The organism is Thalassococcus lentus (genome assembly GCF_028023555.1).
Lineage (GTDB): Bacteria > Pseudomonadota > Alphaproteobacteria > Rhodobacterales > Rhodobacteraceae > Thalassococcus_A > Thalassococcus_A lentus.
Genome location: NZ_JAQIOY010000011.1, coordinates 37169 through 53807 on the forward strand (window position 1 = coordinate 37169; position 16639 = coordinate 53807).

15 protein-coding genes are annotated in these 16639 nt (G+C 56.2%); 13 read left to right on the plus strand and 2 right to left on the minus strand.

Annotated elements, in window-relative coordinates; all coding sequences use genetic code 11:
* Window positions 1-9: 9 nt before the first annotated feature.
* The 12 genes from PFY00_RS18375 (at window position 10) to PFY00_RS18435 (ending at window position 13181) form a co-directional block, all read left to right on the plus strand.
* A complete protein-coding gene (locus PFY00_RS18375; RefSeq protein WP_271434061.1) occupies window positions 10-567 on the plus strand; it encodes a TRAP transporter small permease in 558 nt (185 codons plus the stop codon).
* Window positions 564-1859 (plus strand): TRAP transporter large permease, encoded by a 1296-nt coding sequence (locus PFY00_RS18380; RefSeq protein WP_271434062.1) that lies wholly within the window; start codon window positions 564-566, stop codon window positions 1857-1859. Before PFY00_RS18375 ends, PFY00_RS18380 begins: the two co-directional genes overlap by 4 nt.
* Window positions 1859-3742 (plus strand): bifunctional sugar phosphate isomerase/epimerase/4-hydroxyphenylpyruvate dioxygenase family protein, encoded by a 1884-nt coding sequence (locus tag PFY00_RS18385; protein ID WP_271434063.1) that lies wholly within the window; start codon window positions 1859-1861, stop codon window positions 3740-3742. The genes PFY00_RS18380 and PFY00_RS18385 overlap by 1 nt, the downstream gene beginning before the upstream one ends.
* Window positions 3739-4539: a citryl-CoA lyase gene (locus PFY00_RS18390; RefSeq protein WP_271434064.1), complete on the plus strand. Its 801-nt coding sequence runs from the start codon at window positions 3739-3741 to the stop codon at window positions 4537-4539. The genes PFY00_RS18385 and PFY00_RS18390 overlap by 4 nt, the downstream gene beginning before the upstream one ends.
* A 4-nt stretch (window positions 4540-4543) precedes the next feature.
* Window positions 4544-5722, plus strand: coding sequence for a Gfo/Idh/MocA family protein (locus tag PFY00_RS18395; protein WP_271434065.1), 1179 nt, complete (start codon window positions 4544-4546; stop codon window positions 5720-5722).
* A complete protein-coding gene (locus PFY00_RS18400) occupies window positions 5719-6378 on the plus strand; it encodes a hypothetical protein (RefSeq protein WP_271434066.1) in 660 nt (219 codons plus the stop codon). The genes PFY00_RS18395 and PFY00_RS18400 overlap by 4 nt, the downstream gene beginning before the upstream one ends.
* Before the next feature lie 3 nt (window positions 6379-6381).
* A complete protein-coding gene (locus tag PFY00_RS18405) occupies window positions 6382-7566 on the plus strand; it encodes a Gfo/Idh/MocA family protein (RefSeq protein ID WP_271434067.1) in 1185 nt (394 codons plus the stop codon).
* Between the two features lie 89 nt (window positions 7567-7655).
* Window positions 7656-8531 (plus strand): sugar phosphate isomerase/epimerase family protein, encoded by an 876-nt coding sequence (locus PFY00_RS18410; RefSeq protein WP_271434068.1) that lies wholly within the window; start codon window positions 7656-7658, stop codon window positions 8529-8531.
* Window positions 8446-9966: an aldehyde dehydrogenase family protein gene (locus PFY00_RS18415; RefSeq protein ID WP_271434069.1), complete on the plus strand. Its 1521-nt coding sequence runs from the start codon at window positions 8446-8448 to the stop codon at window positions 9964-9966. The genes PFY00_RS18410 and PFY00_RS18415 overlap by 86 nt, the downstream gene beginning before the upstream one ends.
* Complete coding sequence (locus PFY00_RS18420; protein WP_271434070.1) at window positions 9966-11759, plus strand: thiamine pyrophosphate-binding protein; 1794 nt, start codon at window positions 9966-9968, stop codon at window positions 11757-11759. The genes PFY00_RS18415 and PFY00_RS18420 overlap by 1 nt, the downstream gene beginning before the upstream one ends.
* Before the next feature lie 54 nt (window positions 11760-11813).
* On the plus strand, window positions 11814-12221 hold the full coding sequence (locus tag PFY00_RS18425; protein WP_271434071.1) for a universal stress protein: 408 nt from the start codon (window positions 11814-11816) through the stop codon (window positions 12219-12221).
* Between the two features lie 399 nt (window positions 12222-12620).
* The gene (locus PFY00_RS18435) at window positions 12621-13181 is read left to right on the plus strand and encodes a hypothetical protein (protein ID WP_271434072.1); all 561 of its coding nucleotides are present in this window, start codon (window positions 12621-12623) and stop codon (window positions 13179-13181) included.
* A gap of 295 nt (window positions 13182-13476) precedes the next feature.
* On the opposite strand, the gene PFY00_RS18440 is transcribed toward PFY00_RS18435, so the two are convergent.
* On the minus strand, window positions 13477-13668 hold the full coding sequence (locus tag PFY00_RS18440; protein ID WP_271434073.1) for a hypothetical protein: 192 nt from the start codon (window positions 13666-13668) through the stop codon (window positions 13477-13479).
* Between the two features lie 207 nt (window positions 13669-13875).
* Between PFY00_RS18440 and PFY00_RS18445 the strand changes: the two genes are divergently transcribed.
* Window positions 13876-15849: a sensor histidine kinase gene (locus PFY00_RS18445; protein WP_271434074.1), complete on the plus strand. Its 1974-nt coding sequence runs from the start codon at window positions 13876-13878 to the stop codon at window positions 15847-15849.
* Between the two features lie 15 nt (window positions 15850-15864).
* On the opposite strand, the gene PFY00_RS18450 is transcribed toward PFY00_RS18445, so the two are convergent.
* The coding region (locus PFY00_RS18450; RefSeq protein ID WP_271434075.1) for a serine/threonine protein kinase at window positions 15865-16639 on the minus strand (775 nt) is incomplete at its 5' end.

Here is a 16639-nt window from a genome sequence, read left to right on the forward strand (position 1 = left end):
GGAACCACCATGAAAAATGTAATCAGGGGGTTCTCCCGATTAGCAGAAGCGATTGCCGGCGGGATGCTGGCGGCAATCTTCGCAATCTTTCTCTTGCAGATCGTGTTGCGTTACTTTTTCACGCCAGCGGGATGGACGCTTGAACTGATCGGCATCCTTTGGGTCTGGGTCATCTTTTTCGCCTGTGCCTTTGTCGTGCGCGAAGCAGATCACGTGAAATTCGACATTATCTATCTTTCGGTGGGCAAGCGGACCCGTCAGATATTCGCGCTGATTGCAGCAGCAGCCATCGCGCTTGGCATGCTCTACACGCTTCTGCCGACGTGGGATTACATCGACTGGATGAAGATCCGTAAAACGACGACGGTGCGCAATCCGTTCACTGGCGACAAGATCCCGATGCGGACTGTTTTCTCGATCTATGGCGTTTTCATCGTTGCCGTTGCGGCGCGCTATGCATGGCTGTTCTTCGACGTTTTGAGAAACGGCCCCCCCAAGACCGAACTTGAGCTGGTGGTCGAGGCTGTCCACGAAAACGATCAGGACAAAGAAGGAGACAAGTCATGAGCTATGAGCTTCTTGTTTGCCTGTTCACCCTGTTTTTGCTGGCAGGTGTCGGAACGCCGATTGGTTACTCGATCCTGCTCGCATCGGTTGCCTATCTGGCGGTTGCCGGTCTCGACGTCGCCTTGGCCGGTGAAAAGATCCTTCAGGGTTTTTACAAAAGCACAATCCTGCTGGCGGTTCCGCTGTTCATCGTCGCCGCGAACATCATGAACGCGGGATCGATCACCGATCGCCTGCTGAACTTCTGCGTCGCTGCGGTGGGCCGGTTCAAAGGCGGTCTGGGGCATGTGAATGTCGTCGCCTCGCTGATCTTTTCCGGCATGTCCGGTTCGGCCGTTGCAGACGCCGCAGGCATTGGCAAAATCATCATTGAGATGATGACCAAGGAAAACCGGTACAGCCGCGGATACGCCGCAGCCATTACCGCCGCGTCCGCAACAATTGGCCCGATCATTCCGCCGTCGATTCCCATGGTTCTCTATGCGCTGGTGTCCAAAGCATCGATCGGATCGCTGTTCCTTGCAGGCATTCTGCCAGGATTGATCATGGGCGGTGTTCTTATGGCCATGAACACCTACCTGGCTGGCAAACGCGGTTTTGCTTTGGAAGAACCAGTTCCACTGCGTGAGCTTCCGGCCAAAACAGCCAATGCTTTCCCTGCGCTGCTGATGCCGGCCATTCTGCTCTATGGGATCTATGGCGGGGTTACGACGCCCACCGAAGCGGCAGCGGTCGCGGCATTCTATGCGTTGATGCTGGCGGCGATGTTCTACCGCGCAATCAGCCTTGGTGGTCTCTACCGCGTATTCGTAGACAGCGCCCGTTCGTCAGCCTCTGTTGGCATCGTGATCGGCGGCGCGTTCATTCTGAACTTCATCGTCATTCAGGAACAAATTCCGCAGTCGATTTCGGCCTTGTTGGAAGGCGCTGACATCAGTCCGATCGTGTTCCTGATTATGGTCAACGTTTTGATCCTGCTGCTGGGATGCGTTCTGGATGCGACGACCATCATTCTCGTGATCGTCCCATTGTTCATACCGACCTGTGAAGCCTTGGGAATTGATCTGGTCCACTTTGGTGTCTTGGTCGTGGTCAATTCCATGATCGGCTTGATCACCCCACCCTACGGTATCCTGCTGTTTGTGATTAATGCCGTAACGGATATCCCGCTGCGCGAGATCATCTCGGAAATCTGGGCCTTCCTTGCGGTTCTCATCGTGGCATTGCTGGCCATGCTTCTGTTGCCAGACATGGTGCTCTGGTTGCCAAGGGTCTTCGGATATCAAGGCTGATGCATTTATCCGTGGCAACAACATCTGTTCCCGGCGATCTGTTTGATAAATTGGAAACGATCGCCGGGAACGGTTTCACCGGCCTTGAGCTGAACGAACCAGACCTGACAGGCTGCGCTGAAACGCCAGAGCAGATTGGCAAACGCGCCGCTGACCTCGGTCTAACCATAGACGTTTTGCAGCCGTTCCATGACTTCGAGGGTTTGCAGGGCGACGCGAGACTGCAAGCCTTTCAAAGACTGGATGCCAAGCTCGCCCTGATGCAAAAGTTGGGCGCGAAAACGCTGCTGGTAGGGACTTCTACGCACGCCAAGGCATCAGGTGATCCAGAGGCCATTCAAACGGATTTTGCAGAATTGGCGGATCGGGCAGGTCAGATGGGTCTGCGCGCTGCGCTGATTGCCCTGCCTTGGGCCAAGCACATCCGAACCGAATTGGATGCCCTCAGGATCGTTGAGGCAATCGATAGCCCACACCTCGGACTGGCGCTCAATTCATTCTTTTCGCTGGCCGATGGGTCCCGTCCTGCACGCTTGCGCGACATTCCAGGCCACCGACTGTTCCATGTCCAGCTGTCTGACGCGCCTGCGATGAATTTGGATATTTCCAAGCTCAAAAGTCATTTTGGCGTCTTGCCGGGGCAGGGGGGTCTGAACCTTGCCGGGTTCATCCGGGTTGTGGCGCGCACCGGGTATTCAGGGCCATGGTCTCTGGCACGGATCAGTGACACCGCACAAGGCAGCCGCGATACCTATACTCGCGATGGTTTTCGAGCCTTGGTGTCCCTACTGGATGAGGTTGCAACAACCGAGCCCGCGCTGGATCATCCACTGAGTGGTTTGCCGGGTCGGGTTACTCCCAAAGGGATCGAGTTTGTCGAATTTGCCGTTGATAAAGCATCCAAGACCGCATTGACTGATTTGCTGACCGGACTTTGTTTTCGCAAGGAACGGCAACATGTGTCCAAATCGGTCGAGCTATGGCGTCAGGGTGCGATCAACCTTGTTCTGAATTCCGAGGCCACTGGTTTCGCGGCCAGCGCGCTGGATAGGCATGGACCATCCGTATGCGATATGGGGCTGCGGGTCAGTGACGCTGAACAGACCGTCACCCGCGCGACCATGCTGGGCGCGCCGCCTTTTTCTCAACCTGTTGGGACAGGAGAGCTGGATATTCCCGCAGTCAAAGGGGTAGGCGGCAGCGTTGTCCACTTCATCGACGAGAAGTCGGATCTGCATCGTGTGTGGGATATCGAATTTGAACCGGTTCCACGGACGAAGGTTCATCCCCCGGCTGGGTTGCGCCGGATCGATCATGTCGCGCAGACGATGCGGTATCAGGACATGCAGAGCTGGCTGACCTACTACACGTCGACCTTCGAAATGGAAAAAGCGCCAGTAGTTGATGTGGCTGATCCATCGGGTGTTACGCTTTCTCAGGCTCTGTCCAGCCCAGAAGGCGAGGTCCGTCTGAACCTGAACGGTGCCGGAGAACGCCGGACCTTTGCCGGTGCGTTCCTAGCCGATCAATTCGGCGCTGGTGTTCAGCACATCGCATTTCTGACCGACGATATTCTTGAGACATCGGATCATTTGCAAAGCGCCGGGTTTCCGCGCCTGAAAATGCCCGACAACTATTATGACGATCTGGCCGTGACCTTTGCGCTTGAGCCCACTTTCGTCGAGCGGCTGAAGGCCGGGCATATTCTGTATGACCGAGAAGGCGATACAGAGTACTTTCAGATCTACAGCGCCCCGATTTTCCGCGGCTTCTTTTTCGAGATTGTCGAACGAAAATCCGGATACCAAGGTTACGGTGCGCGCAACGCGCCGATCAGGCTGGCGGCGCAAATGCGGGACACAAAAGAAAGGCAGCAATCATGAGCGAAGATGCAAAAGCGGTCCGTCATTGGTGGCGCACGTCAATCATTGACATGGAGCCGGGTCGCATCGCCTTTCGCGGACATCCGATTCAGGATCTGATCGGCAACGTCAGTTTCGCCCAGATGATCTGGCTTATGACCCGTGGGGATTTGCCCAGTCCGGAACAGGCCGCGTTGTTGGAAAGCGCACTGGTGGCAGGGGTGGACCATGGGCCACAAGCGCCATCCATTGCCGCTGCGCGTATGGCAGCGACCTGTGGTGTGGGGTTGAACAACGTCATGGCGACTGGCGTGAACATGCTGGGGGACGTTCATGGCGGCGCGGGTGAACAATGCGCCGAACTCTACCTCGATATTGCCGCCCGCATGGACGATGGGGCTGACCTGCAAACAGCCACGCGGGACGGCATAGCCCATTGGCGTGAAACATATGGCAAGATCGTTTCCGGCTTTGGTCATCGGTTCCATAAACCCGTCGACCCAAGGGCGCCCAGACTGATGGCACTTGTGCGCCAAGCCGCGAGTGACGGTGCTGTATCGGGCCGCTTTGCTGACATTGGCGAGGCTGTTCAGGCCGAAATAGGGTCGCAACGGGGAACAGAAATCGCGATGAATATTGATGGTGCGACGGCCGTCATCTTCTGCGAACTCGGGTTCCCGCCACCTTTGTCGCGTGGTCTTTTCTGTCTCTCACGCTCTGTTGGGGTTCTGTCTCATGGGTGGGAACAGATGCAGCAAGGCGGCCGGAACAAAGGCCCAATGCCACCTGCTTATTTGCCGGAATTTGAACCGAGATAAACCAATGAAGACCAATCCTTTTCGTGTCGGGCTGATCGGCACGGGCAAAATCAGCGACGTGTATCTGAAGAACTGCGCAGATTTCGAAGGCCTCGATATCATGTGCTGCGGCAGCCTCAATATGGAAGAAAGCAAGGCGAAGGCGGCGCAATTTGGAATTCCCAACGTTGCGACCCCGGATGCGATCATCGCGGACCCGAATATTGACGGTATTCTGAACCTAACAATTCCTGCGGCCCACGCTGGCGTCTCAATCGCTGCGCTTGAGTCTGGCAAGCACGTCTATTCAGAAAAACCATTTGTGACGGATCTGGCGGATGGTCAGAAAGTCCTTGATCTCGCGGCTGCGAGAAACCTTGCGGTGGGCAACGCGCCTGACACCTTTCTGGGGGGGCGTTGGCAAACACTTCGCAAATACATTGATGCCGGTGCAATTGGTGAGGTGACAGGTGTCAGCGCATTCGTGCCAACCCATGGGGTTGAACGGCACCATCCAAACCCGGATTTCTACTATGCGAAAGGTGGCGGCCCTTTGCTGGACCTTGGCCCTTACTATCTGGCGGCCATGGTCTTTTGTCTTGGGCCGATTGCCCGGGTTGCGGGCCTGTCGCGCAAAACCTTCCCTGAACGCATGATCGAAAACGGGCCGCGCAACGGTCAAATGATGCCGGTGGAAGTTGATACCCACTGCCTGAGTCTTATCGAGTTCGAAAGTGGCGTCATCGGGCAGATGATGGTGAGCTTTGATGTCTGGGAAAGCGAAACACCCCGTGTCGAAATCTACGGGACTGATGGCACTTTGTGCATCCCTGATCCGGATCCCGGTGATGGAGCAAACATCTTTCAAGGTCCGGTCTGGTTGCGCACTCGGGCAACCTCACGATGGACCATGCGCCCCCGTCCAGCAGCACCTGCCGACTGGGCTATAGCAGAGAATACGCACGGTTTGAATTTTGATGCCCGTGGAGTCGGTCTGGCCGAGATGGTGCAGGCCATTCGCGATGGTAGATCACCAAGGGCGAGCGGCGCATTGGGCCAACATTTGTGTGAGGTGATGCAGGGTATGCTGGATAGTCCGGGACTGGGTCAGTTCGTTAACATCCAAAGCACATGCGAACGGCCGCCGCTGCTGCCGGAAACAAAACAGACTGGTCTGAATGTCGATTTGGGAGTGAACACATGACCGTGGAAAACCTGACAATTGGCGATCCTTTCTTTGCACTGCGCGTTCTGCAAGACGAAGATCGCTATGACATTCACGACAAGACGATTGTTTTGAATTTGTCAGATGCGCCGATCACCGTACGCGAGCAGACTGTCGGGCCGCTTGAGTCCGTGGTCCTGTATCAAACAGCGATCGAGAATGTGAAACATGCGATCGTGATCGAAGGCTTGTCGCGTCACAGTGACGATGAGTTGTTGATGGCGGCGATCAGGAAAACCTGGCCATCGGCGTTTGAAGTGCGCGGCGAGGAACGCCTGCGCGGTGTTGAACACTACATGTCGCCCAAGGTCTGGCTCGGACAATTCGGCTTCACGCTTTATCACTCGGCTTCTGTGCCGTTGAATGTCGGTTTGCACAAAGAGCACGCGTTTTGCCCGGTTCCGGGGTTTCGTGAAGTGCACACCCAGATCGTCGGTTTCGGCAAAATGCAGCAATGCCGCGAGAAGGATATCGGGACACTCTATCTCGAAGAACCTATGGCACCCGGCACGACGCATAAGCCCATGTATGATGCTGAGGGCAACTATCCTTGGCACCAGTTTGAAACCATCACGCCTTCTGTTTTCATGGCCGTCGAAATGTTGCCTGACGGCGCGACACCTCCGGAGCTCTGATCTATGTCTATTCTGCCTGAAAAGATCGATTTTGATGGACCGTTCCCGCGTCTGTCCAGACGGCTTCGGTTGGGTGTTGTCGGAGGTGGCCGCATTTCCGGAATGCAAGCAACGGCCGCCCGGCTAACAGACATGTGGGAAATCACCGCCGGGGCTTTTTCGTCTGATCCAGACCGGGCCAAGAAAGCCGCTGCCGATTGGTATTTGCCGCAAGACCGCTGCTATGCATCGTTTCAGGAAATGGCGCAGGCAGAGGCAAAGCGCCCAGACGGTGTGGATGCCGTGATGATCACCACACCCAACCATGTCCATTTTTCGTCTGCGAAAGCCTTCCTTGAGGCCGGTATAGACGTGCTCTGTGACAAGCCGCTGACAAATGAGATCGATGAAGCTCAGACACTTGTTGAGCTTGCCCGGGAAACCGGCAGTGTTTTTGGCGTTTCCTACGTGATGTCCTGCTTTCCGATGATCCGGCAGGCGCGTCAGATCGTTGAAGACGGCGGCATCGGAGCAATCAATCAGATTCATGTGGAGTTCATGCAGGATTGGATGACGCCTGACAACGTCGCCGATGCGCCCCATGTTCAGTGGCGGTTGGATCCCGCCAAATCCGGGCGCACGTCCTGTGTTGGGGATATCGGTACACACGCGGCCCATCTGGCCAGTTTCGTAAGCCATCTGCCACTGTCTGAGTTGCGGGCAGAGTTTCATGTGTGCGGTGCGCCAAAACCCTTGGAGGATACCTTTTTCGCTTGGACACGCTTTGACAATTCTGTGCCCGGAACGCTGATGGCGACCCGTCTTGCACCGGGAAACAGGGGTGGTCTGCGGCTGCGGATTTTCGGGTCAGAAGGTGGTTTGGAGTGGGATCTGGAAAAGTGCGATCAGCTTAAATTCAACCGCTTTGGCCAACCGGATCAAATACTGTCGCGGGGCCACGGGCATGGTGTGACTGGCCGTGTGGAACGGCTGGTCAGAACGGCGCGCGGCTTTCCCGAAGGCATTATTGAAGCCTGGGGCAACCTCTATACCGAGTTTGCCATGGCCGTTGCGGCGCGCAAGGACGGGCGATCCGTTCCTTTGACATGGTTGGACATGCCCCGCGTGGAGCAGGGCGCAGACGGTGTCAGGTTCATCGACGCCACGGTTCGGTCGCACGAGTCCGGGGGCGACTGGGTTTCCGTATGAAGGCAACGAAAATGATGATTTACAAAATATCTGATATTTTGTAAATCATAGGGCATACCGCACAATTGCCGAGTCGGAGGGTGCGTCCTATGCCTGTTTCAAATCCAATGAACGAAGAGCCGCTCTTTTCGCTGGCTCATCTGACGCTGATCAATTGCACGCCTGCCGAGCTCGTCTATGTGGCGGCGCGGGCCGGGTATGATGCGGTCAGTCCGCGTTTCATTCCGATGAACGTACCAGGTGAGTTTGCGCATTCCCCTTTGGATCCCGCGCAAGTGCAGGCCACCAAGACAGCGTTGGCGACAACCGGTTTGGACGTGCTGGACATCGAACTGGCACGGATCACCGAAGACTGCGATCCACGCGATTTTGAGCCTGCGCTGGAGCTGGGCGGGGAGCTGGGCGCGCGGCACATGATCATGTCTGCTTGGACGCCGCGCCGCGACGACCGCAACTTTATCCTCGATACCTACGCGGAAACCTGTGACTTGGCTGCGCCCTACGGTTTGACGGTCGATTTGGAATTTCCATCTTTTTCCCGGCTGCGCACACTGGACGAAGTGCTTGATATCGTGCGCGCCGCTGACCGCCCCAACGGCGGTATTCTGGTTGATACCCTCTATTTGCATCTCAGCCGGGTTGATCTGGGTGAACTGCTGCATGTGCCGCAGGAATGGCTGCACTTCTTGCATATTTCGGATTGCCTGCCGGGTATCGCGGATACGCGCGAAGGCATGATCCAACTGGCCAGAGATGCCCGTCTTTATCCCGGCGAGGGCTGGATCGATTTTCAGGGAATAATCGAACGCTGCCCCCCGATGAACTATTCGATCGAGCTTCCGAACCAGAGCCGTGTCGCAGAACTCGGTTACGAGGAACATGCCAGACGATGCCTCGATCACGCCAGGCAGACCTTTGGATCAGCCAGATCCAAACGACGCACGCCCCTGGCGAACGCAGCTTGAAAATACACAAAGAAGGACGCCTGACATGGCAAGAGAACTGACCGAAGACGAACGGGCATTGGCCGAGGATATGGTCGCACGCGCCCGCGTTGCGCAAAAACAGATCGAAGACTGGAGCCAGGCGCAACTGGATCGCCTCAGTCAGGCCATTGCCTGGCACGCTGGCAACGAAAAGACGTTTACCCGTCTGGCACAGCAGGGCGTTGATGAATCCGGCATTGGCGACCGCGCGGGACGCCCGGCAAAACGTTTCAAGATCCACATGGTTCTGCGCGATGTGCTGCGTACCCCATCCACCGGCATTGTCGAAGTCGACGAAGCGCGGGGTCTGGTCAAATACGCCAAGCCTGCGGGTGTGATTGCCTCGCTCATCCCAATGACCAACCCGGCGATGACCCCACCTGTAACCGGGGTTTCGTCTGCCAATGCGCGCAACGCGGTTATCTTTTCTCCGCATCCGCGCACAGCTCAGACAACTTGGGAAATGACCGAAGTTATGCGCAACGCCTGTCGCGTTGCAGGCGCGCCAGAGGATCTGTTCCAGGCCATCCGTCAGCCGTCGATCCCGCTGACTCAGTATCTGATGCAAATCTGCGATCTGACATTGGCGACGGGTGGCAAACCCATGGTTCAGGCAGCCTACTCCAGCGGCAAGCCTGCTTATGGTGTTGGCGCGGGCAATTCTTCCATTGTGATTGATGAAACGGCAGATATCGACATTGCCGCGCAGAATACCCGGATATCGAAAACCTCTGACTTTGGGTCGGGCTGTTCCGCTGATGGCAACATCATCATTCAGCGCTCGATCTACGATCAGATGGTGGCCGCATTGGAGGCAGAAGGCGGGTATTTGTGCTCGGCCGAGGAAAAGGCCCTGCTGGAAAAGGCCATGTGGGACGAAAAGGGCAATCGCACCTTCCCGACGATTGCATGTCGCCCCCAGCAAACAGCGGACGTCGCCGGTTTTTCAATCCCGGAAGACCGCAAGTTTCTGATGGTCGAAAATCAGGGGCAGATTGGCCCAGAGCACAAGTTCAGCAAAGAAAAACTGACAACGCTGATGGCGCTCTACCACTTTGAGACCTTTGACGATGCTCTGGAGACGGTCAGCCAGATCTATGCGGTCGGTGGCACTGGACATTCCTGTGGCATCTACAGCCACAATGACGAAAACATCGACCGCCTTGCGCGCCTTGCGCCCGTTAGCCGGATGATGGTGCGTCAACCGCAGTCAAAGGCCAATGCAGGCGCCTGGACCAACGGGATGCCCATGACCTCGAGTCTCGGTTGCGGGATCTGGGGTGGGAACATCACCAACGAAAACGTCACCATGAAGCACATGATGAACTACACGTGGGTCAGCCGCCCCATCGCCGAAGACCGCCCTTCTGAAGAAGAGCTGTTTGGTGAGTTCTTTGGTCAGGAGGTAGCATAATGGACGGCAGCAAACTGACCGGAAAAACAGTCGCCGAGCACATCGTCGACTTTCTCGAACGGCGCTCGGTCACGCATGTCTTCGGGCTATGTGGTCATACGAATATTTCGGTGCTTGCAGCCTTGGCGGAGAGCCCGATTGATTTCGTAACTGTTCGCCACGAACAAATTGCCAGCCACGCCGCAGACGCCTATGCGCGTGTACAGGGCAGGGCTTCGGTTGTTCTGTCCCACCTCTCCCCGGGTCTGACAAACTGCGCAACAGGTGTTGCCAACGCGGCGCTTGATTGCATCCCGATGGTGGTTATCGCAGGCGATATTCCAACGCATTATTATGGCAAGCATCCGCACCAAGAGGTGAACCTGCATGCCGATGCAGCCCAGTGGGAAATCTACCGCCCCTTTGTCAAACGCGCTTGGCGGGTGGATCGTGCCGACCTGATGGCGGAAATCCTCGAGAAGGCTTTTCATCTTGCCGAGAGCGGTCAGCCCGGCCCGGTTCTGGTGAATGTTCCGATGGATATCTTCAGCGAGGTCATCCCGGCAGACACATTCGACCGCGTGGCCCGCAACACGGCTGCGCTTCGCAAGCCCTCTATCGATGATGACACGGCACGGGAAATTGTCGCTGCGCTGGCCAAAGCGGAAAAACCGGTTGCCTACGTAGGCGGCGGCATTCTGCTGAGCAAAGCCAGCGAAGAATTGCGTGCTTTCGTAGAGCACATGGGGCTGCCAGTCGCGCATTCATTGATGGGCAAGGGCGCCTTGCGCGACGATCATCCGCTGGTGATGGGTATGACCGGGTTCTGGGGTACCGAACTCGTCAATCAAAGCTGCCTGAACGCGGATTACGTTTTCGCGGTCGGGACACGGTTCAAAGAAGCCGATTGTTCCAGCTGGTACCCGGGTTACACCTTCAATATCGGCGCTGAAGGCAACGACACCAAGGTCATCCACATCGATATTGAGCCGCAGGAAATTGGTCGGAACTATCCGACAGAAATCGGCGTTGTTGCCGATGCAAAGGCAGCGCTGCGGGTTCTGACGCGCGTTGCCAAGGAAATGTATCCCGAAGGCTTTGACCGCAGCGAGAAAAAAGCCGAAATCGCCGCGTTCCGGACAGCGTTCAAAGCATCGAATGTCGAGATGCAAACCTCGAGCGCCTTTCCAATGATGCCAGAACGCATTCTGGCAGACGCCCGCGCAGCCTTGCCAGATGATGCGATCATCACGACGGACGTGGGTTGGAACAAGAATGGCGTTGGTCAGCAATTCGATATTCTGACGCCGGGATCGATCCTGACACCGGGTGGTTTCGCGACCATGGGTTTCGGTCCTCCCGGAGCCTTGGGCGCAAAGCTTGCCGCGCCGGACCGCGTCGTGATCAGCTTGGTCGGCGATGGTGGCTTTGGCCAAAATCCTTCGATGCTGGCCACCGCGGTCGAACTGAACCTCGGCATTATTTGGCTGGTGATGAACAACAATGCGTTCGGGACAATCGCAGGGCTGCAAAAAGCGCACTACGGCCTGACATACGGGACAACATTCCCCGGCACACCTGACGCGCCCACCAACGGCCCCGGATACGCGGAAATTGCACGAGCCTATGGAGCAGAAGGCATCCGGATCAGTGCTGCAGACGAATTGTTGCCAGCCTTGCAGGCCGCAATTGCCAGTGGCAAGCCAACCGTTCTCGATGTTCCGATGATCAACAACCCAACGCCGACCACGGGGCATTGGAACATTCTGGACATCTACTCGCCGGACAAAGACGTCAGCCACGTTGCGACATAACACCAGATCAAAGCCAGGCGTCCTCATGCGCCTGGCTTTTTTGAGGATAGCCCCATGTTCAAATCCATATTGATCCCGATAGCGCTGGATCACGAAATAGACGTCAAAGCGACGATTGATACCGCCCGCAAGCTTCTGGCACCGGGTGGCACGATGACCTTGGTCGCCGTCTTTGAAGACGTGCCTGCCTATGTCGCTGAATACGCGGCTGTAAAACCAGCCGAGCATATTCGTGAGACCCTTAAAAACCGCCTGAAAGACATTGCCAAAGGGCAGGACGGGCTTGCGGTTTCGGTGCTCACAGGAAAACCCGGCGTTGCCATCCCTGATTTGGCGGCCGAGACAAGCGCGGATCTGATTGTGATCAATTCGCACAAGCCCGGCGTCGAAGACTATTTTCTTGGGTCCACCACATCTCGCGTGGTTCGGCGGGCACCCTGCGCTGTACTGGTCCTGCGATAGCCGCTAGGCTCTGTACATGAATACATGATTTCCGCAGGAGGGCAGGGACATGTCAGAGCACCCACCACTGGCTGATGCAACGAATGCGCTGAATATTCAGTGGTATCGGTCCAAGATGCCGCCTGCACGGTTCCGAGCTCTGTCCAAACGCAGTGACCGACAAGGCTGGCTGCAAGCTGGCGGTCATCGCCCAGTTCGAACGCGACCTTATGAGCGAGCGCATCAAATCCGGCCTCACAGCCGCAAAGGCGCGCGGCAAAAAGCTCGGCCGCCAACCCGGTCAACGCCCAAAGTCAGGGCGCTTATCGAAGAGGGTCGCACCTACCGATGGATCGCCCGCGACTTCGGTATCAGCAAAAACACTGTCCTCGCCATTGCCAAACGTCAAAGGGCTGCCTCATGAAGATACCCCACGGTCATGGCAAAATTGATCAGCGCCGGTTCATTCCAATATTGGCGAAATTCACGGTTATGCTTTCAATGATGTTTCTAACATCTTGCTTGCCACGCAGTGGCAGAGAGTTAGCCGAACACGTCTTTGAGGATATCCAAATCTCACGCGTCTTGGCGATCAAAAGAACCCATAGAACAGGGAAATTCCACGCCTATGGTTGTACCTTTGTCGTTGTTCGTATCGCGGAAGGCAGCCCCCAAACGCCGCCAAATATTCGCTTGATGTCCCGAGGGTATAGCCAAAACTTTGCAAAATTGGGTGCTTGGCGGGCTACGCCTGTCCCCTCCGACACAGATCTTCGCGGCCGAAAGAATTGTCTTATTGGCATGGCCGACTTCCCCTATAAGCCCGACGGCATAGGCATCGACGGCTACGGCGAGGAAATCTGGGACATTCTACAACACCCGGGTGCATGGTTTTCCATCCACGGAAGCAGTGAGCATCAAGTGATGCATATCTATGCACCTGAAATTCGGCTCGCTGTTCGTTTGAGATATGGAGACTAAAAATCCCTTAGCGCAGGATTTCGCCCCTGTCCGCAACTGACCCCAAAAAGAACGCTTAAAAGCACGACGGTCCGGCCCGCTGCGTCGAGCGGTTCAAGAAGTGTTTGGAATAATCTGGAGGACCTCCAAACAAAAGCACTACAATCACTTAACATAAAACGGATTACGCGCGTTGCGCATGTAGCCGCAAGACAACGGCATCACTCTCCTCGCAAAACGAACTCATGATGAACAAGCGCGCCACCCATGCTGCAATCACCAGCTGTCGCGACTGGTCGTCAAGATTTCAACGCTATCAATCACAAACGTCGCGACGCGCACTGTCATCAAAGATATAGCGGCCGGATGTCGAATCCGCGCAAAAATCGATCTCTGCGTTCAAACTACCCAAAGAAATACCAACAGTCAGTCCTAGACCAAAGAAAGCAGCTGAAATCAAAGCCGTGGCAATTGTCCAGACGGATAACTTTTTAACAAATACAGTCATAAGGACAGCATGCGAAATCCACCGACCGCCGCAAGGCTTTTCATCCCTTCGAAATGCGGGGGCTACGGGCTTACAAGTCATGCTACAGTTGCAATCACAGTGACACTCCCGCTTTGCAAACCCGGTGACATTTCTGAATGGCGTTTTCTGTACGTGGGCAGTGTTTTGTTGCGGTTATCGACTGCCCTGCTCTAAGCTTTTCAAACCATGTTAACCTCAGTCCGCCTTCGATTGCTGACCTTGGCCTTGCTGCCGTTGATCGTGCTCATGCCTTTGCTGCTCATTCTTGGAATGACGCGCTGGACGGCTGACTACGACGAAGTGCTGATTGCCAATGTGGAAAGCGACCTGCGCATTGCCGAGCAATATCTCGCACGGATTATGGAAGGCACCGGCTTGGACTTGCGCGGCATTTCCGAAGCGGCGGACTTCACCAACATCCTGATGCAGGAACCCGAGCGGGCCGGCCAGTTCTTCGAAACCAAGCGCGCTGAGCTTGGTCTCGACTTTCTGTACTACCTGCCACGGGGCGCCGCACAGGACGCTGCTGAACGGTGGCCCGTTGTGCAAACCGCTTTGCAGGGCACACCTCGCACCGCCGTTGATATCTTTGCCGCAAAAGACCTTGAGGCGCTGCCGGGCAGACTGGCAGGACGCGCCCGTATTCAGCTGATTGCAACAGAAGCAGCCGTTCCAACACAAAGAACCGTCGAAGACCGCGGCATGGTCGTCCACGCCGCCGCCCCTGTGCGCGTGCCCGGACATGATGGCGTTTTGGTTGGCGGCATTCTCCTGAACCGGAATCTGGACTTTATCGATACGATCAACGCGCTGGTCTATCTGAACGCCGTCACTGGTGGCGAACGTCAGGGCACGGCGACCCTGTTTCTTGAGGATGTGCGCGTATCGACAAACGTTCGACTGTTCGAAGACGTTCGCGCGCTTGGCACTCGCGTATCCGCTGTTGTCCGCAGTGGCGTATTGGACAAGGGCCAAACCTGGCTGGATCGGGCCTTTGTTGTGAACGACTGGTACATCTCGGGTTACCTGCCAATCACCGACAGCTTTGGTGAGCGTGTCGGCATGCTCTACGTCGGATTTCTGGAGGCACCTTTTGCCGCTGCCAAACGCGAAGCCTACCTTTGGATGATCGGCGCATTTATTGCGGTTCTGGCCATTTCGGTTCCGGTTTTCCTGTGGCTCGCCGGTGGCATCTTTGCCCCGCTCGAACGCATGACCCAGACCATGCAAAGGGTTGAAGATGGCGATTTGTCAGCACGCAACGGCAGCATCGGGTCACGCGACGAAATCGGTCAGGTTGCGGCGCACCTCGACAGCCTTTTGAACCAGATACAGGATCGGGACAGAGATCTCAGAACTTGGGCCGGAGAATTGAACGAACGGGTCGATCAGCGCACCGCAGAACTGCGCGAAGCAAACGCCAAACTGGAACAGACCTTTCAACAGCTGGTCATGAGCGAAAAACTGGCTTCCATCGGCGAAATTACCGCCGGTGTCGCGCATGAGATCAATAACCCGGTTGCCGTGATTCAGGGCAATGTGGACGTCATGCGCGAAACGCTGGCTGACAACGCCGAACCCGTGAGGACCGAGCTGGATCTGATCGACCGGCAGGTGACACGCATTTCCGCGATCGTCGGAAAGCTGTTGCAGTTCGCCCGCCCCGGCGAATACGCGGAAACTGCGACTGCGGTCGACATCCCTCCAATCGTTGCGGACTGCCTTGTTCTGGTCGAACACATGCTCACACGCAGCCAAATCGAAACCGTTACGGTCCTGGATCAGGTGCCTTCTGTTCGAATTGATCCCGGAGAACTGCAACAGGTCGTCATCAATCTGATCGTCAACGCTTTGCAGGCTATGGGCGATCAGGGCCGGCTGACTTTGAAAGTGTCTCCACAATCTCGAGAAGGTGTACCCGGTGCGTGCCTGACCGTGCAGGACACTGGCCCTGGCATACCGGCGGATCGCATCGCCTCGGTATTTGACCCGTTTTACACCACCAAAATAGCCGAAGGCACCGGGCTGGGCCTTTCAATCAGCCAGACCATTGTTCAACGTGCCGGCGGGATCATTTCAGCGAAAAACCTGGAGGCTGGTGGGGCCGCTTTCGAAGTTTGGCTACCCCAGACAGCAGGCCGGGAAATGGCGGCGCAATAACGCGCCGCCCGTCGGTCAAAGGTTCGGGAAGTAGTCTTCGCACTTGCCTTCACGGTAGACGTCCGCGGTACAGCAATGCAGGCCGCCACCAAAGGCGTAGGCATCGCGCAATTCGACCTCGACGACTTCCATACCCAACTTGTCCATCTGCTCGGCCTGATAGACTTCGGACTTTTCAACGCAGACCGTCTTTGGGTCCAGAACCAGAACGTTCATGGACAGCCAAACCGACGAATAGCAAAGCGGCGGTGGCTGATTGTGCGCCGGCTGCGCAGCATCCACGATTTCCCAGCCATTCTTTTCGAACATCTCGCGCTGATCTTGGGGCAACCGGCGCTGCGGGTTGTTCAGGATCAAACCGGGACGCAACGGCGTAAAGGTTGCGTCGATGTGGATCGGATAGGGATCGCCGGGGAAGTTCACCGCATGAACCCGATGATCCGGGAAGTGGCGGCGAATCCATTCAATGCCCTTGAGGTTGGTTGTAAAGCCATGCTGCACCACCAGATCCTTGCCGAACCGCAGAACATCAGCGGCATCGAACAGCGGCTCTTCCTCGGTCGTGACAAAAAACTTCTCGGCCGCCCATTCCAGCCGCTTGGCCTCTCCGATCTTTTCGGACAGGTAGTCAGGATGATAATCCGCATCAGTCAAACGCGGTTTGGGCGCCGCTTCGTGGCGAAAGTTCGGGTCTTCTTCCCAATAGCGCTGCATCAAAGGGCGGTAGTTCAAATATTCAAACCAACGGCAGCGATAAGACATCGTTGCCTCAAGGATTTCCGACCCAACT